Below are 23,106 nucleotides of genomic sequence, written 5' to 3'. Positions count from 1 at the left end.
CCGGTTCTGGAATAAGGGGGGCACGGAAAGGACGAGGGAGGGCGCGACAGGGCGTGACTGGGAGCGGTTGAGGGCGCGAAAGGGCGCGAGGGGGCGCGAAAGGGGTGTGCGGCGGGGCGCGACACGGCGTGACAGGGCGCGAAACGGCGCGCCGGGCCGCGGCTGGACGCGCTGGGGAGGGGATTGCCGGAGGTTGAACGTCGAGAAGCAAAAAGCGTAAGCTCACACACGCGAATGAGCCGGCCGGGCGGCCGCGGCGCTGCGAACCACCGCAAAGCGGGAAGGCGCACGTCGAGGAAAGTCCGGACTCCACAGGGCACGGTGGTTGCTAACAGCAACCCGGAGCGATCCGCGGGAAAGTGCAACAGAAAGTAGACCGCCTCGGCAACGAGGTCAGGGTGAAAGGGTGCGGTAAGAGCGCACCGGCATCTGCGGTGACGCAGGTGGCCAGGTAAACCCCACCGGGAGCAAGGCAAGAGCCCCCGCCACTGGCGGAGGTCGTCGGACGTAGGCTGCCCGCCCAGTCCGAAGGTAGCTGCTTGAGGCGCCCAGCGATGGGTTGTCCAGATGGATGGTCGCCGCCCCGCAAGGGGAACAGAATCCGGCTCACAGGCCGACTCATTCGCCCTTTTCGTGGCACCATGGCTTCCTATGAAGCTTTACGCGGCGCCTTTGAATTTCCGCCCGATTGCGCGCGAGTTCGACGTGCGCACCTCGTTCGACCCTGCGTTGCACTCGCAGGCGGCGCAGCTCGAGGACAGGTTTGCGCATTTGCGTATCGACGCGCGTTCCGTCCCCCTCGTCACCATCGACCCTGTCGGCTCGAAGGACTTGGACCAGGCCGTGCACATCGAGGCGCGTGACGGCGGCGGCTACGTGGTGCGCTACGCCATCGCGGATGTGGCCGCGTTTGTCGCACCGGATTCTGCGGTGGCCGCCGAGTCGCTGCAGCGCGGGCAGACGATTTACCTGCCCGACGAGCCAGCGCGTCTGCACCCCGAGGAACTGTCCGAGGGCTCGGCGTCGCTGCTGCCGGACGTGGACCGGCCGGCGGTGCTGTGGACCTTCGAGCTGGACGAGCGCGGCGAGGTGGATTCCGCCCACGTGGAGCGCGCGCTCGTCCACTCTGTGGCGCGCCTGGACTACGAGGGTGTGCACGCGGACATGCAGGCTGGCACGGTGCACCCGTCTGTGGGGCTGCTGGAGGAGGTGGGCAGGCTGCGGCAGCAGTCGTCGCTGCGCAGGCACGCGATCAACCTCCGTTTGCCCTCGGTGCGCGTGGTCGGCGACGGCGAGGACTACGAGCTGGTCATCGAGCCGCGCCACCCGGTGATGGACTACAACTCGGAGATCTCCCTGCTTACCGGCATGGTGGCGGGGCAGATGATGGTGGACGCCGGCGTGGGGTTCCTGCGCACCCTCGGCCCGGCGGACGCAGACGGGGAGGCGGAGTTTCGCCGGGAGGCGCGCAACTTGGGCTACGAGGTCGCTGGCGATATCGGCGAGTTTTTGGCCGGAGTGGACGCCGACACCCCGCGCGGCATGGCTGTTATGCGCGAGGCGCAGAAGCTGCTGCGCGGGTCCGGGTACGTGGACTTGTCGGACAAGCCGGCCGAGGTGCACGCCGGCATTGGCGGGTACTACTCCCACGTCACCGCGCCGCTGCGCCGGTTGATCGACCGCTACGCCACCGAAGTCTGTCTGGCTATCTGTGCTGGTACGGAAGTACCGGAGTGGGTGGAGCGCGACGCGCCGCGGGTGATCAAGACGATGGGGCGGTCGTCCCAGCTGGCCAACACCGTGGAAAAGGCGTGCCTGCACCTGACCGAGGCGACGGTGCTCGCGCCGTGGGTGGGCCACAACTTCGACGGGGTGACCCTGAACACCAGCGAGGATGCAGCGCGCGTGTTCATCGTGGACCCGCCGGTGCTCGCGCCGTCCGCGGGTGCGCCGGAGGAAGGCGCGGAAACGAAGTTCTCGCTCGTGCGGGCGGATCCGGCGGCGCGCGAGGTCGGCTTCGCCTGGCCCGCAGACTAGCGGGGCAGGCCAGTTACCCCTCGACGCGGGCGGGCTCGCCGGCGGTGACCTCCACGACCTCAAGCTCGCGCGCCATCGCGGCCGCGAACTCGTCGGCGTCTTGCACCGGCACGAACGCGATCACGGCGTTGGAGGTGCCGGTGGCCGCGGGGCGCGCGGAGACGGCACCGCGCTCGCGCGCCAGGGCCACCAGCGCGTCGGGGGTGGCGAGGTCGTGCGGCTCCGCAGGCGAGTTCAGCAGCGTGAACAGCTCGTTGGCGCGGCGCGAGCGCAGCGCCTTCGCGGCGGCCAGCGAGCGCAGCGTCTCCGACTCGCAGAACTGCACCCAACGCCGTGCAACCTCCGGCTCGGGCGCCATTTCGTCGCCGGCGCTGCGGCGTGCCTCGATCCACTGGACGACGCGGGCCGAGGCCTCCGGAAGCTGGCGCAGCGAGGCGACGCCGAAGTTGGTGCAGGCGGCGTCGATGAACGCGCGGCGCTCGGCGATCTCCTTGCGCGACTGCACGAACGGCTCGCCTAAGCCCTCTGCCAGGGAAAACACGCGCACGCCGTGGTGAGACGGGGGTGGCGCCTGGGTGAGCGAGCCGTCGGCGTAATCCACTACGGACACCCCGTCGGCGCCGCGCAGGGCAACGGAGTGGCGCGCACGTAGCACGATGAGCGACGAGTAGGACGTCACCGCATGCGAGCAGATCTCTGCAAGACGCGCCCGAAACGGCGCGGTGTCCACGTCGTCGTGGCCCGCAGCCAACGCGAGCGCGATGGCGGCGTCGGCGGCGTAGAGCGCACCAAGGCCCGCGCCCACCGGCACGTCGGACTCAACGGTGATGTCCAGCCCGGCCGTGTCGCGGGAGAGCACCTGGCGCTGCACGAGCGTGTGCACCAACCCCCACCAGCGGCGGGCGAGGCCGTCGGCGGGGGTGTCGTCGTAAGGCATCTGCACTGCGAATTCTTGCCCCAGCGGACCGCGCGCGGAGATGGAAATGAGGTTGTCTTCCCGCGGGCTCACGGCGGCGGCCGCGCGCAGTGCGACGGTGCCGGCCAGCGTCACGCCGCCGAAGTGGTCCACGTTTTCGCCCAGCAGCACCCACGTGCCGGGCGCCGAGGCCACCTGCACGTCGCCGCCGGAACTGGGGTGCGCCGCGCGAACGCGCTGCACAGGGGACTGCGAGGGGGTTTCAAACGGGGTTTTACACACTGCCATGTCACGCTCCTTCAACCGCACCCACACTACCAACCGTGCCGGTACAGTCGGACGGGTAACAACCCCCGATGAAAAGGAACGAATCAATGGCAGACGAGCAGTTTTACTTCAACCCCACCACCGGCGAGGTCTCCCAGGGTAAGGAGGCCGCGTGGGACAACCGCATGGGCCCCTACGCCACCCGCGAGGAGGCCGAGTCCGCCCTGCAGATCGCCGCGCAGCGCAACAAGAGCGCGGACAACCAGGACGAGGCCGATGACAACTGGGGCGAGGCCCCGTCCTGGGAGAAGTAGCCGCTTACGGCTTGATCTTCTTAAACGCCTTGCGCACCTCGCGCACGGCGTCGTCGTAGCCGGCGAGCGCCTGCTCCCCGCGGTCGAGTTCGCGTTGGTAGAGCATGCCGTAGGCGAAGGTGTCCTCGCCGCGCTCACGGGCCTCGTCCGCGAGCCGCTGGATGCGGTCGCGTGAGGTCACAGCGTCCTGGAAGTCGCCCAGCTTGGACTGCAGCGCCTTGCACGCCTTGGCCAGCCGCCCGGCCTTCAGCCCGGCATCCGTCGCGGCGTTAGCGGAGTAGCGCAGCTTCTTCGCGGCCTTGCGCACGTCGTGGACGTAATCTTCGCGCTCGTGCAGCGGCAGGTCGGTGTCGTGGTAGTGCTCGTCGACCTTGTCGTGGCGCTTCTTCAGCTTTTTGTAGCCGCGGGCGATGTGGTCGTAGAGCACCTCCTTCGACTCCTTCGACTCAGTCTTTTTCTTCTTAGCCTCGCCTTCTTCTTGCTTTGCGACGGGCGGTTCCGCCAACAACGCATCAATCGCGTCCAACAACTCGAGGAAGCGGTCCGAGTCGAGCATCTCCACGATCGCGGCGTGGGCCTCGTTGTAGTCTTTGCGCATGTCCCCGGCGATGTGCGCGTGGGCGGCCTCGTCGACGAGGCCGGACTCGTCGGAATCCAACAGCTCCAAGAAGCGCTCTTCCACCACCTCGGCGTCGCGGGCGACACCTAGGACGCCGGCGGCGTACTTCAGCTCGTCTTCAAGCGAGGCGAGCTGCTCGCCTTCGAGGATGCCCTCGAAGGTCTCCAGCAGCGAGCGCATCTCGCGGGTGGACACGCGCAGCTGGTGCACCGAGTCGAATTCGTCGGCGCGCACGCGCGGCTCCCACGCCACGATTGCGTCGCGCTGTTTGCGCAGGGATTCCACGACGGCAGCCGCCGGGGAGTCCTCCTCGAGCGCGGACTGCATGTGCGGGGGCAGGGGAGCGGTTGTGACCGAATCGCCCAGGGCGGTAGCGAGCTTGGACGGGGAGGAAGACTTCCGCGCGCCCGCGGAGATGAGATAGGACGTGCCCTGGTTGATCAGGGTGGTGCCTTCCTCGGTGCCGGCGAGGGTATCGGCGAGCTCGAGCTCCCATTCGCGCCAGCTGGTGCGCTCGCCGCCGGGCAGAAGGGACCAGGCGGTGACGTGGTCGTCGCAAAACTCCGCGACAGCGCCCGCTTCACCCGCCAGGGTGATCTCCACGCGACGGTTGTCCACCTGGGCGATCGGGGAGAGCTCCTCGTTGCGCACGATGGAGCGCACGCGGGCTTTCAGGGCGTCGGGCACGGCCGAAGGGTCGTCGAGAGGCATGCGCACCTCGTTGCGCCCGCCCTCCTTCGGCAACTTGAGGTGCCAGCCGTCGTCCGCCCCGCCGGTGCGGCGGCGCAGCGTGATCTTGGAGCGCGTCAGGCGTAAATCCTTGGTGTCGTAATAGACGGCGGAGAGGTTGTGCTCGCGCATCTGGGCGATCTCTTCGACGCCGGGCAGCTGGGTTAAATCCGGCAGGCCGGTGCCCTCATCCACGGCGAGTTTGATTTCCACCTCGAGGAACTGCTCGGGTGCGGGTGCAGCCATGATCGTTGTCCTCCTTCAATAGTTTGATACCCCCAAGCTTAGCTGTTCAGACACAAGGAATGGACCGCTACAGTAAACAGGCATGAGCGCACAAACGGACAACGTGCTGCGAATGGTGGAGCAGCAAGACATCGCCTTTATCCGCCTCTGGTTCACCGACATCTTCGGGTCCCTGAAAACGGTGATGATGTCGCCGGCGGAGCTGGAAAGCGCCTTCGAGGAGGGCGTGGGCTTCGACGGCTCGTCCATCGAAGGGTTCTCCCGCGTCTCCGAGTCGGACACCCTGCTGCGGCCCGACCCGTCCACCTACCAGCCGCTGCCCTTCGACGAAGACGCGGGCCTGCAGACCGCCCGCATGTTCTGCGACATCACCATGCCCGACGGCGACCCGCTCTACGCCGACCCGCGCCACGTGCTGCGCCGCCAGATCAACAACGCGCGCGACATGGGCTTCGAGTGCTTGGCCAGCCCGGAAATCGAGTTCTACGTGGTCAAACCCGGCCAAGGTGACCAGCCGCCCACACCTGCGGACAAGGGCGGCTACTTCGACCAGGCCAAACGCAACGAGGCGCCGAAGCTGCGCCGCCAGGCCGTGTCCGCCCTGGAGTACATGGGCATCGTCACCGAGTTCTCCCACCACGAGGGCTCTCCCGGCCAGCAGGAGATCGACCTGCGCCACACCGACGCGTTGACCATGGCGGACAACATTGTCACCTTCCGCTACATCGTCAAAACGGTCGCGGAGATGAACGGGGTGCACGCCACCTTCATGCCCAAGCCCTTCGGCGTGCTCGAGGGCTCGGCCATGCACACACACTTCTCCCTGTTCGAGGGCGACACCAACGCGTTCCACGACCCTGACGACGAGATCAGCCTGTCCGCCACCGGTCGCCAATTCATCGCCGGCATCATCGAGCACGCAGGCGAGATCTCTGCGGTGACCAACCAGTGGGTTAACTCCTACAAGCGCCTCCAGTTCGGCTCCGAGGCCCCCACCGCCGCCACCTGGGGCATTTCCAACCGGTCCGCCATGGTGCGCGTGCCCACCTACCGCCTGCACAAGGCGGAGTCGCGCCGGGCGGAGGTGCGCTCGCTGGATTCGGCGTGCAACCCCTACCTCGCGTTCGCGGCTGTGCTCGCCGCGGGGCTGAAAGGCATTGAGGAGGGCTACGAGCTAGACGAGCCCGCCCGCGACGACGTGTTCGCCCTAACCCGCCGCGAGCGCCGCGCCATGGGCTACCGGGACCTGCCCAACTCGCTGGACCAGGCGCTGCGCCAGATGGAGCGCTCCGAGTTCATGGCGGAGGTCCTCGGCGAGCAGGTCTTCGAGTTCTTCTTGCGCGCGAAGTGGGACGAGTGGCACGACTACACGGCCCAGATCACGCCGTGGGAGATCGACACCGGGATCGACCTGTGATTTCCCCAGCGAAGCTCGGCCTGACCAGTCCGCGCGCCGCCGAGGACATCGAGGAGCTCTCGCTTGACGACGATGCTTCGCTCTACACCCTCGCCGGCTCATCCGACCCTGATCTGGCGCTCAACAACGCCCACCGGCTGCACGAGGCCCTCGGCGACGGCTGGCCCGACCTTTTGGCCGCGCTGAAGGACGCCCCCGTCTTCCGCACGCGTCTGTTCGCCCTGCTGGGCGGCTCCACAGCGCTGTCCGACCACCTCATCGCCCACCCGCAGCAGTGGCGCCTGCTGCTTGCCGACCTGCCCGACGAGGCCGAGCTGTACCGCGAGATGCTCGCCGCGGTGGGCGTCGACGCGGACGGGCCGGGGCTGTACAAGGCGGACGCGGAACGGATGGACGCGGCCAAGGAGCAGCTGCGCACCGCGCACCGCAACTTGGTCATGCGCATCGCCGCCGCCGATCTTGCGGGCACGTTCGCCGCGGTCAAGGGCTACGGCGAGGGCGAATCCATGAGCTACAGCTACACCACCGAGCGGCTGACCTGGCTCGCAGACGCCGCACTGACCGCGGCGCTGGCGACGGCGGTGCGCTCGGTCTACGGTGACGACGAGGTCGACGCGGAGCTGGCGGTGATCGCGATGGGCAAATGCGGCGCCGGCGAGCTGAACTACATCTCGGACGTGGACGTCGTCTTCGTTGCCGAGCCAGCCAGCCCGAAAATCACGCGCGTGGCCGCGGAGATGATGCGCATCGGCTCGGCCTGCTTCTTCGACGTCGACGCGAACCTGCGGCCCGAAGGCACCTCCGGCGCGCTTGTGCGCACGCTTGACTCCCACCGGGCCTACTACCGCAAATGGGCCGAGACCTGGGAGTTCCAGGCGCTGCTCAAGGCCCGGCCCATGACCGGGACGATGGAGCTGGGACGCGCCTACTCCGAGGCGATCTCCCCGCTGGTGTGGGAGGCATCCCAACGCGACAGCTTCGTCGAGGACGTCCAGGCCATGCGCCGCCGGGTGCTGGAAAACGTGCCAGCGGAGGTGCGCCGCCGCGAGCTGAAACTCGGCCCCGGCGGACTGCGCGACGTCGAATTCGCCGTGCAGCTTCTGCAACTCGTGCACGGACGCATCGACGACACGCTGCGCGCCCGCAACACCCTCGACGCGCTCGACGCACTCGCCGCCGCCGGCTACGTCGGCCGCGAAGACGCCAAAGCGCTCACCGAGGCCTACGAGTACCTGCGCCTGTTGGAGCACCGCCTGCAGCTGCAACGCTTCAAGCGCACCCACCAGTTGCCGGAGGAAGACGACGAGCGGCGCAACCGCTGGCTCGCCCGCGCCGCCGGTTTTTCTGCCGACAACCGCGGCAGCGCACTCGACGCGATGTACCGCGAGCTCAAACGCGTCCGCCGCACTGTCTCCGACCTGCACGAGCGGCTGTTCTACCGCCCGCTGCTCGGCGCGGTGGCGGACATGTCCGTCGGCGAAGCCACCCTGTCCGCCGACGCCGTGAAGGCCCAGCTGGCGGCGTTAGGGTACCGCCACCCGGCGCGCGCGTTCGACCACCTATCCGCGCTGGTCAAGGGAACCTCCCGCAAGGCGAAACTGCAGGCGATCCTGCTGCCGTCGCTGATGCACTGGCTCTCCGACACCGCCGATCCCGGCCAGGGGCTGTTGAACTACCGCAAGCTTTCCGAAGCCGCGGTGGACCGCAGCTGGTTTTTGCGCATGCTGCGCGACGAAGGCGTGGCCTCGCAGCGCCTCATGCACATCCTGGGCACCTCGCCGTACGCGTCGGACCTGATCATCTCCGCGCCCGACGTGGTCAAGCTGCTCGGCGACGGCTCCAGCGGTCCGCGCCTGCTCGAAGCCGCACCAGACCAGGTGCACAAGGCGATCATCGCCTCCGCCAAGCGCCACCAAACCGATCCAGACAAAGCCGTCGCCGTGGCGCGTTCGCTGCGCCGCGCGGAGCTGGCCCGCATCGCCTCCGCTGACCTGCTCGGGCTGATGGAGCCGCGCCAGGTCTGCCAGGAGCTGACCTACGTGTGGGAGGCGGTGCTCGAGGCCGCGCTGCGCGCCGAGGTGCACGCGGATCTCGCTTCGTCGCCTCTCGACGAACCTCCGGCCCGCATCGCCGTCATCGGCATGGGCCGCCTCGGCGGCGCCGAACTCGGCTACGGCTCCGACGCCGACGTGATGGTGGTGGCGGAGCCCTCCGCCACCACCTCCTCCGCCGCCTCCTTCGTCGGCGGCGGAGAAAGAGACGGTGGTGGCGGAGAAGGAGATGTCGGCGGCGGAGAAGGGGATGACAGAAGCGGCGCCGAAGCGATGGCCTGGGCCGCGAAGATCGTGGACCAGATGCGCACCCGCCTGTCCAAACCCTCCGGCGACCCGCCGCTCGAAGTGGACCTCGGGCTGCGCCCGGAGGGCCGTTCCGGGGCGGTCGTGCGCACCATCGCCAGCTACGAGCGCTACTACCGCGAATGGGGCGAGGTGTGGGAGCGCCAAGCGCTGCTGCGCGCCACCGTCGTCGCCGGAGACAGGGGAGTCGGCGACGCCTTCCTCGACGCCATCGACTCCTTCCGCTACCCCGAAGGCGGCGCCAAACCTGCAGACATCCGCGAAATCCGCCGCATCAAAGCCCGCGTGGACAACGAGCGCTTGCCGCGCGGCGCCGACCGCGCCACCCACACCAAACTCGGCCGCGGCGCGCTCGCCGACGTGGAATGGACCGTGCAGCTTCTGACCATGCAGCACGCCGACACCCACGAGGAACTGCGCACCCCCTCCACCCTGGATGCGCTGGACTTCTTGGCGGAGCTCGACGACGCGTCCGTGATCCGCGGCGCCGACGCCCGGGTGCTTCGCACCGCGTGGCTCACCGCCACCCGCGCGCGCAACGCCATCGTGCTCGTCACCGGCAAGCGCACCGACCAGCTGCCCGCGCCGGGCCCGCAGCTGGCCCAGGTGGCCGGGTCCGCCGGCTACGACCCCGACGACCAGCAGGAGTTCTTGGAGGACTACTTGCGCATCACCCGCCACGCCCACCGGGTGGTGGAGCGGGCGTTCTGGGGCGAGGAGATCTCGCACGAGTTCGACTAACCCCAGCTGAATTTCGGGGCAGGTGGGCGGGACGACGTCGTTAAGCAATATGCTCGGACACATGGCAGTGAACATGACGATCGACCTGAACAACGCCACCTTCGCCGACCTGGTCGCGCTGGTGGACGCCGCGCGCGTGGCCGGCGTGGACCCGAAAACCGCGCTGCAGCTCGACGGCGACAACCTCCACCTCACCGTCGAGCCCGGCGCGCGCACCCCTGCCCGCGAGACTGCGCGCGACGCTGCGCCGGACAAGGAACGCCCGATGGCCCCGCTCGGCGACGCCGCGATTCGTTCCGTGGTGGACATTTTGACCGGCCGACAGGAACCGCCCCGCCGGTAGGTGCCCATGCCGTAGACTTCGCGGGGTGGATTACATCTCGACTCGCGACGGGGCGGCGAAGGCACGCTCCTTCACAGACATCCTGCTCACGGGCCTAAGCCCCGACGGTGGCCTGTTCATGCCGGCGGTGTACCCGTCGATCACGCCGGAGCTTCTCGACGGCTGGCGCACCCTCCTTGCCACCGACGGCTACGCCGCGCTAGCCGCCGAGGTGCTCAAGCTCTTCGTCGACGACATCCCGGAGCGCGACCTCGAGGCGATCGCGGCGCGGGCGTACCGCACCCCCGTCTTCGCTGACGAGGAGATCGTGCCGGTGACCCGATTGAGCGACAACCTGCACATCGCGCACCTGTCCGAGGGGCCCACCGCCGCGTTCAAGGACATGGCGATGCAGCTGTTGGGCGAGCTGTTCGAGTACGAGCTAGCCCGCCGCGGCGAGGAGATCAACATCTTGGGCGCAACCTCGGGCGATACCGGCTCCTCGGCGGAGTACGCCATGCGCGGGCGCGACGGCATCCGCGTGTTCATGCTCACCCCGGCAGGGCGCATGACCCCGTTCCAGCAGGCGCAGATGTTCGGCTTGGACGACCCGAACATCTTCAACATCGCCCTCGACGGCGTCTTCGATGACTGCCAGGACGTGGTCAAGGCCGTCAGCGCCGACGCCGCGTTCAAGTCGAAGTACTCCATCGGCGCGGTCAACTCCATCAACTTCGCGCGCCTGCTCGCCCAGGTGGTCTACTACATTGCCACGTACCTGAAGGTGACCTCGTCGAACGACGAGCGCATTACTTTCTGCGTGCCCACCGGCAACTTCGGCAACGTGTGCGCGGGGCACATCGCCAAGCAGATGGGCCTGCCCATCGACCGCCTGATCGTGGCCACGAACGAAAACGACGTGCTCCACGAGTTCTTCACCACCGGCGAGTACCGCCCGCGCTCCGCCGCGGAAACGCACGCGACGTCCTCGCCGTCGATGGACATCTCCAAGGCGTCCAACTTCGAGCGGATGCTTTTCGACGCCACGTCCCGCAACTGCGCCCTCACCGGCGACCTGTTCGGCGCGAAGGTGAAGTCCGGCGGATTCAGCGCCAGCGACCTCGGCGGGGAAGAGGTGATGGAGCGCATCCGCGGCGAGTTCGGTTTCACCTCCGGCACCTCGACCCACGCCGACCGGGTGGCCGCCATCAAGCGCGTCAACGACGAGTACGGTGTGCTGGTGGATCCGCACACGGCGGACGGCGTGCACGTGGCACAGCAGCTGGCGCAGCAGGTGGACACCCCGATCGTGGTGTTGGAGACCGCGCTGCCGGTGAAGTTCGCCGACACGATCACCGAGGCCATCGGCCGAGCACCCGAGGTACCGGAGCGTTTCGCGGACATCATGGACGCCGAGCGCCACGTCACCGACCTGCCCAACGACGCCGAGGCGGTCAAGGCGTTTATCGCCGACGCCATCGAGCGCACTAACGTCTAGGGCGACAGGAAGGAGCGCACCATGGCGCAGGAGCAATTCGCCGGCCCGGAGCACTACACGGACTTCGACCCGGAGAAGTTCATCCGGGACCTCAAGATCATGGCCGAGGAAAACGGGGACTCGGCGGTTGACCAACCCGAATAGCCAGCCCGAGCGGCCGAACCTGGCCGCGCGCTACCAGCCGGAGCAGGGCGAAAAGTGGCAGTTCCCGGAGATGCCGCCCCAGCCGCAGCGGTACCCGCAGCAGCCGCTGAAGTTCCCGGACATGCCGCCGCAGGCCGGATCGACCGTGCGCGCACGCCGCCGCGGCGTCAGCACGGCTGGTTGGATCACCATGATCCTCGCCGCCCTCATGCTGGTGGCCGCGGTGGTGTGGCTGGGGCTGAACGTGTCGCGGATTCCCACCGGGACCGTGGAGGAGCGCGAGGCGCTGTCGGAGGTGCAAACCCCGGACGACGCGCAACCCGTGCCAGCCGAGGACAACAACGTGCTCGTGCCCGCCTTCGCCCCGTGGGCTCCGGGCACGAAGATCCAGACCACGGACCACCACCCCGCGCCCGGCGAGCATTTCACGGCGCAGTCGTGCACGTCCGCGTTCTCCTTCACCGGCAAAGACGGCCGCGCCTACGCGGTGACGGCCGGCCACTGCGGCCGGGAGGGCGACCTGGTGTGGCCCACCGGCGCGGCCACCACGTTCGACTACGCCTCCGAGGTCGGCCACGTCATCTTCTCCGGGCTGTACAGCCAGCACACCCCGGAAACGCAGGGTGCGGACGTGGGCATCATCGAGATCACGGACCCGGAGCGCTACATGGATCTGGTGGGCAAGCCGATCCCGACCGGTATCGGCGCACACGTCGGCCCCGTGGACCGGGTGTGCAAGACCGGCGCGACCACCGGCTACACCTGCGGCGAGTTCGAGGACACCGAGCGCGTGCAGATCGTCAACCTCGACCCCGGCGTGGAAGACGAGACGTTCGGCGACATCGCCGCCGTGTGCGCCGCCTCGGGTGATTCTGGCGGGCCCGTGTTCGCGGACGTGGGCGGCCGGGCCACCGTCATCGGCGTGGTCTCCGGCACGGAAGCCGGCCGCGCGGACGAGGAGTGCTACGAGGGCATGGACAACCCTCACCTGATGAGCTACTCCAACATCGACCAGGTCATGGCCGTGATCCGCCACGTGGTGCCGGACGCGGACCTCATTCCTCGGCGCTGGTAGTAGGGCTGGTGAGCAGCGGCCAGCGCTTGAGCTGCTCGCCGGTTTCCTTGTCGTTGTCGACCACCACGACCTCGTCGTCGGTGTAGGCGTTGAAGGTCACGCGGTCGATCTCGTCGGGGCGCTCCACCTCAAGCCACCGCTTGGACAGCGCGTCGGCGTCGTCGACGTCGAGCCAGTTCAGCGTGATCACGTGGAAGTGGTCGTGGGAGGCGTAGTCGACAAACGACACCGAATCGGCGCCCTCTTCGACGGCGACATCGAGGAATTGGGAGATGGTCTCCGGAGGAAGCGTCGCAAAGCAAAAGCCCCAGAAGTTAAAGCGCACTCCGCTTTTCGACGTCAACGTCACCGTATCCAAGCAATTCTGCTCCAGCAGCCGCGACAGGTGGCCCGCGATGTCGGCGGTGTCGTCCAACGAGCCGTCCACAATGTCGCCGCGCATCATCGCGCCAGAGTTCGTCTCGCCCACGCGCACGTTGGTGATCAGATCCGGCCGGATGCTCGCCGCGACGTTCCCCGGATCCGCTGGCGCCGGGTTAAACGGCCGCTCCGGCTGGGGCAGCACCGCGTCCACGCGCGTGGTGTCCGCCGTGTGGCCCGCCGCCATCGCCGCCCCGAAAATCACCAGGATGACCAGCGCGCCGTACACCGCGACGAACAGGGGAGCGGGGACACGTTTGAGCAGGGGCTGCTTCTGCTCGGAATCACTGACGGCGGTGCTCATAATGCTGGGGATTGTACACTTGCGCCCATGCCTATCCCGGAGTTCATCGTGGAGACCCGCAAGAAAATCGGCACCGACCTGATGTGGGTGCCCGCCGTGTGCGCGGTGGTGCTGCGCGATTCCACCGTGGACTCGCCCTGGGCGGTGCCGGACGTGCTGCTGGTGCGCCGCGCCGACAACGGGCAGTGGACCCCGGTGACCGGCATCGCGGATCCGGGGGAGGACCCGCACGTCGCCGCGGTGCGCGAGGTGCTGGAAGAAACTGGGGTGCGCGTCACCGCCGCCGCGCTGCTGGGCGTGGGCGCGCACGGTCCAGTCACCCACGCCAACGGGGACCAGGCCAGCTATATGACGGTGCAGATCCGCTGCGAGGCGATCGATCCCAGTGCGGACCCTGCCGTCGGCGACGACGAAAACACCGAGGTGGGCTGGTTTCCCATCTCGCATATGCCGGTAACCGACCCGAAGTGGCGCCTAGCCATAGCCGACGCCGCCGCGCAGCGCCGCCACCCCGGCAGTTTCGCCCCGCGCATGGGGTTGGCTAAGCGGTGAAACTCGGCGTCGACGTCTCCGAGCACCAAGCAGGACTAGACGTCTCCGGCTTTGACTTCGTCATCGCGCGCACCACGGACGGCACCTACCACGACCCGTGCTTCGCCTCCTTCGCACCAAACGCCACGGCCGCCTACCACTTTTTGCGGGCGCCGTCCGAGGGGACGTCGATAGCCGAGCAGGTCTCCGCCTCCCTCGAGGTCCTCGGCGGCCACCGCCTGCCCATGTGGCTCGACGTGGAGTCTCCCGCGGGGCTTTCGCTTGACGACGTCTCCACCTGCGCCGCACTCTTTGCATCCGCCGGGGTGGAAGTGGCAGGTGTGTACACCAACGCCCGGTACTGGCGGCGGCACATGATGCTCGCGGACCCAGCACAGTTCGGTGCGGTGTGGCTGGCGCAGTGGGGGACAAACCCCGTCGTGGAGGCCGGCGGCGCGCTGCCGGAGTTGGGCGCCTGGCCGCGCCCGCTCGGCTTCCCGGAGCCAGCCGTGTGGCAGTTCACCTCCCGTGGGCGGGTCGGCGGCGGCGACGTGGATCTGAATCTGGCCCTGTGACCAGCGCATTGTGAAATTCTCAGGTTGAGTTATCCACATTTTGCCCGGGGGCTAGTTTTGGGGCTTGCGCGGCTTTAGGTTCTAAAGCCATGAACTTTATGTCTGTCATGAGTCGCGTCATGCTTGACGCATGAGTCGCGACATGCTGGACGGACCGGCATCCCAGTTGTTTTTGTTCTGGGGTGCCGGTTTTGTTCATTTGGGGTGCAGTGGTGGGTCGCCGTGTTTCCAGTAGGCCTTTTGGTAGTCGCAGGCGGTGTCGATGTAGTGCTCTGTGATGACTTCTCCGGTTTCGACCAGTGATGTGATGATGTGGTTGTCGGTGATGACCATGAGGATTTTCTTGTGTTTGTAGGCGCGTCCGATGCCGAGGTGGAAGAGTTTGCCGGCGTAGCGCACGGAGACTTTGCCGTTTTTGTCGACTGTGTCGTTTCGGGTGCGCCATTCTTCTTTGGGGTTGTCGTTGGGTGTGGCTTTGACTCCGGTGGTGTATGCCTGCTGCGGGGTGCGTCTGCCTAGGGCGCGGTGGGGTCGGGTGCAGTTGTAGTATTGGCGAAACTCGTTGAGGAGTTGTTGCAGCTCATCGATGGTTTGTGCTGGGGGTCGGGCGGTGATCCATTTTTTGATGGTTTGGTGGAATCGCTCAATTTTTCCTTGGGTTTGGGGGTGGCCTGGCCGGCCGTTTTTCTGTTGGATTTTGTGTGCGACGAGCACTTTTTCGAATGCGTTTCGCCCGCCTTTGCGCCCGGCTAGGCGGGCGGTGAACACCAGTCCGTTGTCCGTCAGCGTGGATGCTGGCGGGCCGTATGCGCCGATCAGGCGGGTGAGTTCGGCGGCGACGGCGGGGCCTGTAAATGCGGCGGCCGCGGTGATTGACAACAGGTATCGCGAGTGGTCGTCGAGGAAGTCGAGGACTTCTACCCGCGTGTTATCAGCGAGGAAGAGGTGGGTGATGTCGGCTTGCCAGCATTCGTTGGGCATCGCGGCTTCGAAGCGGATGTAGGAGCTTTTCGGCTTCTTTTGCGGCTGCGGGGTGATCAAGCCCTCGTTGGTGAGGATGCGGCGGATCGTTGAGGTTGAGGGGGCGCGTTTGCCGGCCTGTTCGAGGTGGTAGGCAATGGTTTCGGGCCCGGCGTCGAGTCCGTGTCGGGTGAGTTGTTTGCGGATGCTGATGATGTCGTTGCGTAGTGCTTCCGGGACGGCGTGCGGGTGGGTGTGCGGGGCGCGTGATTTCGGTGCGATTGCCTCGGCGCCGCCGGCGTCGTAGGCGTTGAGGATTTGGTGGACGCGTTGGCGCGAGATGCCGAATCGTTTGGCGACGTTGGTGGGTGTGCCGCCTTGGCCTCTGACGGCTCTGACGATGGCGATGTTGCGGTTAGGACTGTTCATAGTGTCAAACATGTCCCGACTCACCAGTCAAACGTCACCGACACGACTGAGGTAACCCTAAGTGTCAACTATGACGCGACTGACCTGTCAAGGATCACAACGCCTTCCGCAGGCACACCCCGTCAAATATGTCGTGACTTCAGACACCATGAACTTTATGTCCTTTGTTTCCGCAAGTGTGGCGGTGCTTGCCGACTTCGACCGCGACGTCGCAATGGCCGCCGGGCTCTCGCCGGGTCGGGTGCGCGACTTAGCCCGGGTGCACGAAGCGTTTTACGGCCCGACGCGCTACACCCGCAAACAAGCCGAAGCCCTCACGCTCGCTGAGGGCATGCCGATTGACCAGCTCATCCTGATTGAGAAGAAGCTGCGCGCCGTCGACGATATGGCAGAGCGCTGGCGCATCCGCCTTGATTTGGTGCGCCACCGCGGGGCCTTTCGCACCTTGAGCAAACGCATCGCACGGTTGATCAAACCACCGGTCAAGCCCCCAGCCGCCGCGTGCCGGTTCACCCGCTCACGGGCCGGGATGCGCACCATGATTTTCACCTACAACGAACGCGACCTCGCTGATGTCGAACACACGCTTCGCGTCATGATCGACAACACCGCCCCCGCCGCCGCCCAACTCGCCGACGCGCTGATGCAGCTTTTGCGCGACGGCGACACCATCCCGCAGACAACCTTCCGCCCGATCGTGTTGGTGCCGATCGCCAACTGGGCACGCATCCACGCCGGCACCGGCGACGAGGTCACACTCACCTGCACCGACGGCACCACCATGACCGGGGCGCAATACCTGCAGCACGAATTCGGCGACGTCCTCGAAGTCGCCGCGTTTCACCCCCAGCATGGCCCGGTCAACCTGTATAAAGCACAGCGCTTCGCCAACGCGAAACAGAAAACAATGTCGAAGCTGTGCTGCCCGGCGTGCGCGTTTCCCGACTGCAAACACTCCGCCGAGACCACCCAGACCCACCACATCAGAGCATGGCGCTACGGCGGGATGACCAACATGGACAACCTCGCCGAACTGTGCCCCTTCCACAACGGCGTCAACGCCGACAACCAAGCTGGCGCCTTCGGCTACATCAACAACCCGAACGGGCGCATCCGATGGATCGCCCCCAACGGCGCACACGTGCCCATGACCACCCCCGGCGCCATGGAACTGCTTTTCGACCCCACCTAACCCACCCAACACACAACACCCGCCCCCACACAGGGCGGGAAAAACAGCATGCCGTTTTACCGGGAAGGCACCACAGGCGTGTTGCGGGCGGCTTCGCGGCGGCCCTCCAGCACCCAGCTGATAAAGCGGCCGGAGCACAGCGACCAGTGCACGATCAAAAGGATCGGGATGGTCAGCGCCACCACGTCGAGCCAGTGCGAGCCGTTGACAAGCGCTACCTGGTGCCCGCCCATGCTCACCGTGCCGGGCGGGAAGGTACAGGCCCACCAAGCGGGGGAGTAGTCCACCCAGCGCGCCACGTTGGGGTAGAAGTTGACCATGGCCCAAATGCCCAGGGGGATGGCCAGCACAAGTGCGACATACCCGTAGTAGATGGAGAACTTCCCCGGGTAGAGAATCTGCATGGCGGTGGTGGACTGACCAATCACGCCGAGCGGCACCCACGCCGTCGCAGACAGTGGGCCGGACAGGTCCACCTTGCCGTGCCAGGCAGCCCAGTACACGCGGGCGAAAGTCGGCACTGCGGTTAACAGGGACATCAGGAAGAAGACGGTGCCCACCACGTGGTAGAACTGCCCGTAGTCGCGGGCGAGCCAGCCGGCCACGGACGCGGAAATCATCGGGCCGACCAGCGGCAAGCCCCAGGTGAACTTCGGTGCGCCCTCGAAGCGCGACAGCTGGATGGCCCAGGTGACGGCGGTGACTGGGGCGCCGATCCAGAAGCCGATGAGACGGTAGACGCCAGCCCCGGTCAAGCCGGACAGCGCCGCGCCGAGCGCGAGGATGCCGATGAAGAACATCGACCATTCCGCCATCGTGGTCCGCTGGAAGCTGGGGTGGCGGTAGCGGGCGAAGCCGTACACGAGCACGACGAGGATCACGCTCGCGATCGCGGCGAAGATGCCGGAGGCGAACTCGTGGTCCATCTCGACGAGCAATCGCGAGACGATGGAGGTGCCCATGAGGCTGCCGCCCCACGCGGGGCCGGGCGGTGGCAGTTGGCGGAACTTGTCAGTCACTCCGCGCATGGTAATCCCTTTTTGGGCACATCGCCCGCCCGGCCCAGCGCTGCGCGGGGGCAACGCGGTGCCCAGTACTCCGCCTGTGAGATGCGACCTGCGAGTTTGCTGCGAAAATACCGAGTTCTCGTTGGGCAGGTCACTGTGCGCGCGAGGTGTGTTTCTAACCCACCTGCGCGCCGAAGAGCGAGCCGATGGCAAACGTCGCCGCCAGCGCGAGGGAGCCGCCCACCACGATCCTTGTCACGGAGCGCGCCACCGGGGCCTCGCCGAGCTTCGCGGACAGCGCCCCGGTCAGCGCCAAGGCCAGCAGCGTCACCGCGAAAATGGCCGCGATGCGCCACGCCACCGGGGCCAGCAACGCCGTGGCGAACGGCAGGGCCGCGCCCAGAAGGAACGACAGGAACGAAGCGATACCCGCAGACCACGGGTTGACCTGCAAGTCCGCGGAGATGCCGAGGGCGCGCTCGGAGTCGCGCTGCGACGACACCGAGACGTACTCGCCCAACGCCATCGACACCGCGCCGCCGATCACCGCCGCGAGGCCGGACATCGCGATCGTGGTGTGGTCGGAGGTCGCACCCGCCACGCCGACGACCACCGCGGCGGTGGAGACGATGCCGTCGTTGGCGCCGAGCACCGCGGCGCGCAGGCGGTTGAGCCGCTCGCCGGTGCCGGGCTCGTGCGTGACCACGTCAGCGTCCGCAACTCCCGGGCAATCGGCGGGGCAGTCGGCGTTGGGGCGGTTGAGCAGTTCGGTCATGGGGCTCATCATTGCGGGTTACAACCACCCCCGCAAGCAAGTGTGTACTGCCTTACCGCAGGTCAGGTTATGCATACCTGTGCAAAAAGCCCCGCCCGCGTCCCTTGAAAACGGGGCGCGGGCGGGGCGAAGCGAGACGTCGAAAAGCGACTAGCAGTCGAAGTACATCTCGAATTCCTGCGGGGTCGGGCGCAGGCGGACTGGGGTGATCTCGTTGTCGTACTTGAGCTTGATGTAGGTCTCGATGAGGTCCTCGGTGAACACGTCGCCCTCGGTGAGGAAGTCGTGGTCGGCTTCGAGGGCCTGCAGCGCAGCCTCGAGCGAGGTCGGCGCCTGCGGGATGTCCTTAGCCTCTTCCGGCGGCAGCTCGTAGAGGTCCTTGTCCACCGGGGCGTGCGGCTCGATACGGTTCTTGATGCCGTCGATGCCGGCCATGAGCATTGCCGCGAAACCGAGGTAGGGGTTGCCCGACGGGTCCGGCGCGCGGAACTCGATGCGCTTGGCCTTCGGGTTCGCGCCCGTGATCGGGATGCGGATCGCCGCGGAGCGGTTGCGCTGGGAGTACACCAGGTTGATCGGCGCCTCAAAGCCCGGCACGAGGCGGTGGTAGGAGTTCAGCGTCGGGTTGGTAAAGGCCAGCACCGCGCCGGCGTGCTCGAGCAGGCCGCCGATGTACCAGCGGGCGATGTCGGACAGGCCGCCGTAGCCGGACTCGTCGTAGAACAGCGGCTCGCCGTCCTTCCACAGCGACTGGTGGGCGTGCATGCCGGAGCCGTTGTCGCCCGCGAGCGGCTTGGGCATGAAAGTGACCACCTTGTCGTACAGCGTGGCGGTGTTTTTCACGATGTACTTGAAGTCCTGCAGGTCGTCGGCCGCGTGCAGCAGGGTGTTGAAGCGGTAGTTGATCTCCTGCTGGCCGCCGTTGCCCACCTCGCGGTGGAAACGCTCGATGTCGAAGCCGGCTGCGGCGAGGTTGCGCACCATCGCGTCGCGCACCTCGACGGTCTTGTCGTGCGGCGGGACGGGGAAGTAGCCGCCCTTCCAGCGGTTCTTGTAACCCAGGTTCGGCGAGCCGTCGGCCTCGACCTCGTTGCCGCGGTTCCACCAGCCTTCTTCGGCGTCGATTTCGTAGAAGGCGGAGTGGCCCTCGACCTCGTAGCGGATGGAGTCGAACAGGTAGAACTCCGCCTCGGCGCCGATGGAGCAGGTATCGGCGATGCCGGTGGACTTGAGGTACTCCTCGGCCTTCTTAGCCACGTTGCGCGGATCGCGGGAGAACGGCTCGTGGGTGAACGGGTCGTTGACGCAGAACTTCACGTTCAGGGTCTTGGAGCCGCGGAACTGGTCCAGCTTTGCGGTGGCGAGGTCCGGCATGAGGATCATGTCGGATTCTTCAATGGTGGTGAAGCCGCGGATAGAGGACCCGTCGAATGCGAGGCCCTCTTCGATCGCATCTTCGTCGAACATCGACGCGGGGATGGAGAAGTGGTGTTCGATGCCCGGCACGTCGGTGAAGCGCACGTCAACGAATTCCACCTCCTTGTCGGTGATGAACTTTTTGACATCTTCGATGTTGTCGAAGGCCACGGGCGGTACTCCTCGTAGGTTGTCTGACATAAGCGGTTACAAGTCTACGCGCGTGTCCCGCTACGCTCGGTAAGCATGGCTGCTTCTCGACGACATGACTGGCGCAACGGCCCGGAAATCCCCAACCAATTCAGTGGTGAGGAGTCTCTTCCGGAGTACCCGGGGCAGTTTCTCGGCATGCCCAAGGAGGGGCCGGGCTCGCAGGCGTCGGTGCTGCGCCGCATGGGCGGGGTGTTGATCGATTGGGTGATCTGCGCCGTGGCGGCGTCTTTGATCACGCAGAACACCTCCGCGCTGGGCGACAGGTACACCCTGACTTACCTGCTGTGGATTGTGCTGGGCATCATCTGCGGGTGGCTGTTTTCGCGCACCCCAGGCATGGCGGCGCTCGGCATGGGGGTCGCGCGCGTGGACAAGGAGGCGCCGGTGGGGCTGTGGCGCGCCGCGGTGCGCACCATTTTGACGGGCTTCGTGCTGCCGGCGGCGCTGGTGGACGCGGACGGGCGCGGCATGCACGACCGCGCGACGACGACCACGGTGATCCGCACTTAGTTGTTGATCGGCCGTTCCTCGCCGACCAACTCGTGGTCGAAGTCGATGTAGCGGAAAAACGCCCAGGTCGGGTCGGTGATCATTCGCGCCACCGACAGCCCGCCAGCGATGAACAGCACGACGAAGGACACCTCTGTGAATTTCGACAGCGCGTTGACGATGTCGCCGACCGCGAAGTTGTGCACCGCGGCGTAGATCACCGGCCCGGGGATCATCACCACCGCCGCCGGGATGGTCACGGTGGTGCGCGGGACCTTGGCCACGCGGCCGAGGAGACCGCCAGCAACACCGATGAGCAGCGCCGCTGCGAACGCCGCCAGGTAGGAGACTGACCCGTAGGCCAGCAGCGTCAGGCGCACCGCGTTCGCCGCCATCCCGAGTGTGGCGGCGATCAGCGCCATGCGCTTGGAGGAGTTGAACAACAGCGCGAAGCAGCCGACACTGACAAAACTCGCCAGCGCGCTCGCAGCCAAGAACTCGGCGGATTTGGGCACCGGCTGCGGCTGCGCCTCGGGGGTGCCGGAGAGCATCGCCACCACTGAGACCGTCAGCATGATCACCACGATGATCTCCAAGGCGAAAAACAGCCGCGGGATGCCGGCGGTGAAGTCGAATCGGGCCAGGTCCACAAATGAGGTGAACAGGGGAAAGCCCGGGATGAGAAAGAGGACGGCGGCGACGAAACCGGGGGAGACCACCCCGTCGAGAGGCAGCACGCGCGCGAGCGCCAAAAACGCCGCGGAGGCGACAAACGCCGCCGCCATGGTGATGCCGATGAGGTTGAAGTGCGCCTTGTGCAGGAGGCTGCGCACGAGCTGCCCCAGCATCGCGGCCAGGCACACCATCGCGGCGGTGGCCCAGCCGAACTGGTTCAGGACGGCGAACCCGGCGCAGGCGAGGCCTGCGGCCAACGTCGAGAGGCGAGCGCCCCAGCGGGGAGAAGGGATGCGCTCAATTTCGTCCAGCGCGGCGCTGATCACCTCGGGCGTGCGGTAGCTCTGCAGCAGTGAGTGCGCCGCGGTCTCCAACGCCTCGATGCGCGAGGCGTTCACGCCCGGCAGTGGCACGTCCGACACGGCGGTGCGGAACTGCTCCCCGCGGTGAAACGTGCAGCTGATCGTGTTGAAGCCGACGATGACGTCAGCGTTGTCGAAGCCGACCGAGCGCGCGCAGCGCTTCACCGCGCGAATGACCCGGTAGCCGGATGCGCCCGCGGCCAACAACAAAACGCCGAAGCGAAGACAGGTGTTCGCTTCGGCGTCCATGCGCGGGTTGTGCTCGATCACTTTCCGCCCTTGCGCGCCTGCATGCGGCGCATCTTGCGGTTCATGCCAGCCATGTTCTGCGCCTGCTTCGGCAGCGGGCCGCCCGGCAGGCCGGCAGCCTGGGGTCCGCGGCCGCGGGCGTCCATGGCCTCCAGCTTCGCGGAGAGGTTGTACACCTCGTTCTTCTGGTAGTTCTTCGGCAGCTTGAGCAGGTGCTTCTGCAGGTCGCGGGTGCGCACCTGGCCCTCGCTCTCACCGGCGTAGACCTCGTAGACCGGCACGCCGGCCAGCAGGCGCTCCACGCGCTTGCGCTCCTTGCTCATCAGCGACTTCAGGCGGTTCGGGTCGCCCTCGCCGACGAGCACAACACCGGGGTTGCCCACCACGCGGTGCACGGTGTCCATGTGGGTGTTGGCCTGCACGCCGGTTTGGGTCAGCCACACGATGCCCATCGTGTTGCGCATGTTCTCCAGCGTCCAGCCGGCGGCGCCGGGGGTGTCGCCGACCTCGTCGTACATGGACTTTTCCAGGCGGCGGGAGAAGATGAACATCGCCAGCACTGCGCCGGCGATCAGGCCCATGATCAGCCAGAACCACTTCGCGCCGATGAGCAGGCCGAGGAGGAAGAAAAGCAGCCCGCCGCCGAGCACGCAGGCGAGCATGATGGGGATCAGCGCCTTGTCGCGCTTGCGCTGGATGTCAAACGCTTGCTTGAGCTGTGAGCGCGTCGCTTTGCCCTTGGCGCGTTTTGCGGCGCGCTGTTCTTTCTTGGCGGCTTTGGCCGCTGCCTTGTCCTGCGTCTGTGCCATGGACATAACTGTATGCCA

21 protein-coding genes and 1 other RNA gene are annotated in these 23,106 nt (G+C 66.9%); 13 read left to right on the top strand and 9 right to left on the bottom strand.

The features are described 5' to 3' along the window. The first annotated feature begins 235 nt into the window (after positions 1-235). Together rnpB and CFOUR_RS07885 are read left to right on the top strand one after the other, a co-directional pair. An RNA gene (gene rnpB, locus CFOUR_RS07890) (RNase P RNA component class A) lies at positions 236-625 on the top strand. 26 nt (positions 626-651) lie between these two features. After that, positions 652-2,037, top strand: coding sequence for an RNB domain-containing ribonuclease (locus tag CFOUR_RS07885; RefSeq protein WP_290179087.1), 1,386 nt, complete (start codon positions 652-654; stop codon positions 2,035-2,037). Between the two features lie 13 nt (positions 2,038-2,050). Here CFOUR_RS07885 and CFOUR_RS07880 read toward each other — a convergent pair whose 3' ends face one another. Then, positions 2,051-3,241, bottom strand: coding sequence for a galactokinase family protein (locus tag CFOUR_RS07880; protein ID WP_290179086.1), 1,191 nt, complete (start codon positions 3,239-3,241; stop codon positions 2,051-2,053). A gap of 86 nt (positions 3,242-3,327) precedes the next feature. Here CFOUR_RS07880 and CFOUR_RS07875 point away from each other — a divergent pair, with 86 nt between their 5' ends. After that, positions 3,328-3,534, top strand: a complete 207-nt coding sequence (locus CFOUR_RS07875) for a hypothetical protein (RefSeq protein WP_085957840.1) — start codon at positions 3,328-3,330, stop codon at positions 3,532-3,534. Positions 3,535-3,538: 4 nt separating this feature from the next. Here the strand turns inward: CFOUR_RS07875 and CFOUR_RS07870 are convergent, their stop codons facing one another. After that, positions 3,539-5,128: a CYTH and CHAD domain-containing protein gene (locus CFOUR_RS07870; RefSeq protein ID WP_085957841.1), complete on the bottom strand. Its 1,590-nt coding sequence runs from the start codon at positions 5,126-5,128 to the stop codon at positions 3,539-3,541. Positions 5,129-5,210: 82 nt separating this feature from the next. Between CFOUR_RS07870 and CFOUR_RS07865 the strand changes: the two genes are divergently transcribed. The 6 genes from CFOUR_RS07865 (at position 5,211) to CFOUR_RS07840 (ending at position 12,682) form a co-directional block, all read left to right on the top strand. Continuing rightward, positions 5,211-6,545, top strand: coding sequence for a glutamine synthetase family protein (locus CFOUR_RS07865; RefSeq protein ID WP_085957842.1), 1,335 nt, complete (start codon positions 5,211-5,213; stop codon positions 6,543-6,545). Next, positions 6,542-9,643, top strand: coding sequence for a bifunctional [glutamine synthetase] adenylyltransferase/[glutamine synthetase]-adenylyl-L-tyrosine phosphorylase (locus CFOUR_RS07860; RefSeq protein ID WP_290179085.1), 3,102 nt, complete (start codon positions 6,542-6,544; stop codon positions 9,641-9,643). The genes CFOUR_RS07865 and CFOUR_RS07860 overlap by 4 nt, the downstream gene beginning before the upstream one ends. A 61-nt stretch (positions 9,644-9,704) precedes the next feature. Next, on the top strand, positions 9,705-9,986 hold the full coding sequence (locus CFOUR_RS07855) for a hypothetical protein (protein ID WP_290179084.1): 282 nt from the start codon (positions 9,705-9,707) through the stop codon (positions 9,984-9,986). Positions 9,987-10,011: 25 nt separating this feature from the next. Then, a complete protein-coding gene (gene thrC, locus CFOUR_RS07850) occupies positions 10,012-11,463 on the top strand; it encodes a threonine synthase (RefSeq protein WP_101706447.1) in 1,452 nt (483 codons plus the stop codon). Between the two features lie 21 nt (positions 11,464-11,484). Beyond that, complete coding sequence (locus tag CFOUR_RS07845) at positions 11,485-11,607, top strand: hypothetical protein (protein WP_268989756.1); 123 nt, start codon at positions 11,485-11,487, stop codon at positions 11,605-11,607. Continuing rightward, complete coding sequence (locus tag CFOUR_RS07840; protein WP_290179083.1) at positions 11,591-12,682, top strand: S1 family peptidase; 1,092 nt, start codon at positions 11,591-11,593, stop codon at positions 12,680-12,682. Before CFOUR_RS07845 ends, CFOUR_RS07840 begins: the two co-directional genes overlap by 17 nt. On the opposite strand, the gene CFOUR_RS07835 is transcribed toward CFOUR_RS07840, so the two are convergent. Continuing rightward, a complete protein-coding gene (locus CFOUR_RS07835) occupies positions 12,663-13,406 on the bottom strand; it encodes a hypothetical protein (RefSeq protein WP_085957844.1) in 744 nt (247 codons plus the stop codon). The genes CFOUR_RS07840 and CFOUR_RS07835 overlap by 20 nt on opposite strands. A 27-nt stretch (positions 13,407-13,433) precedes the next feature. Here CFOUR_RS07835 and CFOUR_RS07830 point away from each other — a divergent pair, with 27 nt between their 5' ends. Further along, positions 13,434-13,958: an NUDIX hydrolase gene (locus CFOUR_RS07830; protein WP_085957845.1), complete on the top strand. Its 525-nt coding sequence runs from the start codon at positions 13,434-13,436 to the stop codon at positions 13,956-13,958. Beyond that, positions 13,955-14,512 (top strand): glycoside hydrolase family 25 protein, encoded by a 558-nt coding sequence (locus CFOUR_RS07825; RefSeq protein WP_290179082.1) that lies wholly within the window; start codon positions 13,955-13,957, stop codon positions 14,510-14,512. Before CFOUR_RS07830 ends, CFOUR_RS07825 begins: the two co-directional genes overlap by 4 nt. A 195-nt stretch (positions 14,513-14,707) precedes the next feature. On the opposite strand, the gene CFOUR_RS07820 is transcribed toward CFOUR_RS07825, so the two are convergent. Then, complete coding sequence (locus CFOUR_RS07820; RefSeq protein ID WP_085958330.1) at positions 14,708-15,901, bottom strand: IS481 family transposase; 1,194 nt, start codon at positions 15,899-15,901, stop codon at positions 14,708-14,710. 157 nt (positions 15,902-16,058) lie between these two features. Between CFOUR_RS07820 and CFOUR_RS07815 the strand changes: the two genes are divergently transcribed. Beyond that, the gene (locus CFOUR_RS07815; RefSeq protein ID WP_143339035.1) at positions 16,059-17,093 is read left to right on the top strand and encodes an HNH endonuclease signature motif containing protein; all 1,035 of its coding nucleotides are present in this window, start codon (positions 16,059-16,061) and stop codon (positions 17,091-17,093) included. A 56-nt stretch (positions 17,094-17,149) separates the two neighbouring features. Here the strand turns inward: CFOUR_RS07815 and CFOUR_RS07810 are convergent, their stop codons facing one another. From CFOUR_RS07810 to glnA, 3 genes are all read right to left on the bottom strand, one after another. Beyond that, a complete protein-coding gene (locus CFOUR_RS07810) occupies positions 17,150-18,121 on the bottom strand; it encodes a TDT family transporter (protein ID WP_085958299.1) in 972 nt (323 codons plus the stop codon). A 154-nt stretch (positions 18,122-18,275) separates the two neighbouring features. After that, positions 18,276-18,875, bottom strand: a complete 600-nt coding sequence (locus CFOUR_RS07805) for a VIT1/CCC1 transporter family protein (RefSeq protein WP_085958298.1) — start codon at positions 18,873-18,875, stop codon at positions 18,276-18,278. Between the two features lie 150 nt (positions 18,876-19,025). Beyond that, the gene (gene glnA, locus CFOUR_RS07800; RefSeq protein WP_413540793.1) at positions 19,026-20,492 is read right to left on the bottom strand and encodes a type I glutamate--ammonia ligase; all 1,467 of its coding nucleotides are present in this window, start codon (positions 20,490-20,492) and stop codon (positions 19,026-19,028) included. 45 nt (positions 20,493-20,537) lie between these two features. Between glnA and CFOUR_RS07795 the strand changes: the two genes are divergently transcribed. Then, positions 20,538-21,014 carry an RDD family protein gene (locus tag CFOUR_RS07795; protein WP_085958296.1) on the top strand — a complete coding sequence of 159 codons (477 nt, stop codon included), beginning with the start codon at positions 20,538-20,540 and terminating at the stop codon, positions 21,012-21,014. Here the strand turns inward: CFOUR_RS07795 and CFOUR_RS07790 are convergent. Both CFOUR_RS07790 and CFOUR_RS07785 read right to left on the bottom strand, forming a co-directional pair. Further along, positions 21,011-22,300 carry a threonine/serine exporter family protein gene (locus tag CFOUR_RS07790; RefSeq protein WP_085958295.1) on the bottom strand — a complete coding sequence of 430 codons (1,290 nt, stop codon included), beginning with the start codon at positions 22,298-22,300 and terminating at the stop codon, positions 21,011-21,013. The genes CFOUR_RS07795 and CFOUR_RS07790 overlap by 4 nt on opposite strands. Continuing rightward, the gene (locus CFOUR_RS07785; protein ID WP_085958294.1) at positions 22,297-23,088 is read right to left on the bottom strand and encodes a DUF4191 domain-containing protein; all 792 of its coding nucleotides are present in this window, start codon (positions 23,086-23,088) and stop codon (positions 22,297-22,299) included. Before CFOUR_RS07785 ends, CFOUR_RS07790 begins: the two co-directional genes overlap by 4 nt. Between the last annotated feature and the right edge of the window lie 18 nt (positions 23,089-23,106).

Origin of the sequence: Corynebacterium fournieri (assembly GCF_030408775.1) — a bacterium.
In the GTDB taxonomy this organism is placed as follows: Bacteria; Actinomycetota; Actinomycetes; order Mycobacteriales; family Mycobacteriaceae; genus Corynebacterium; species Corynebacterium fournieri.
Note: the sequence above shows the minus strand (reverse complement) of the source record. Positions and strands in the feature narration are given on the sequence as shown.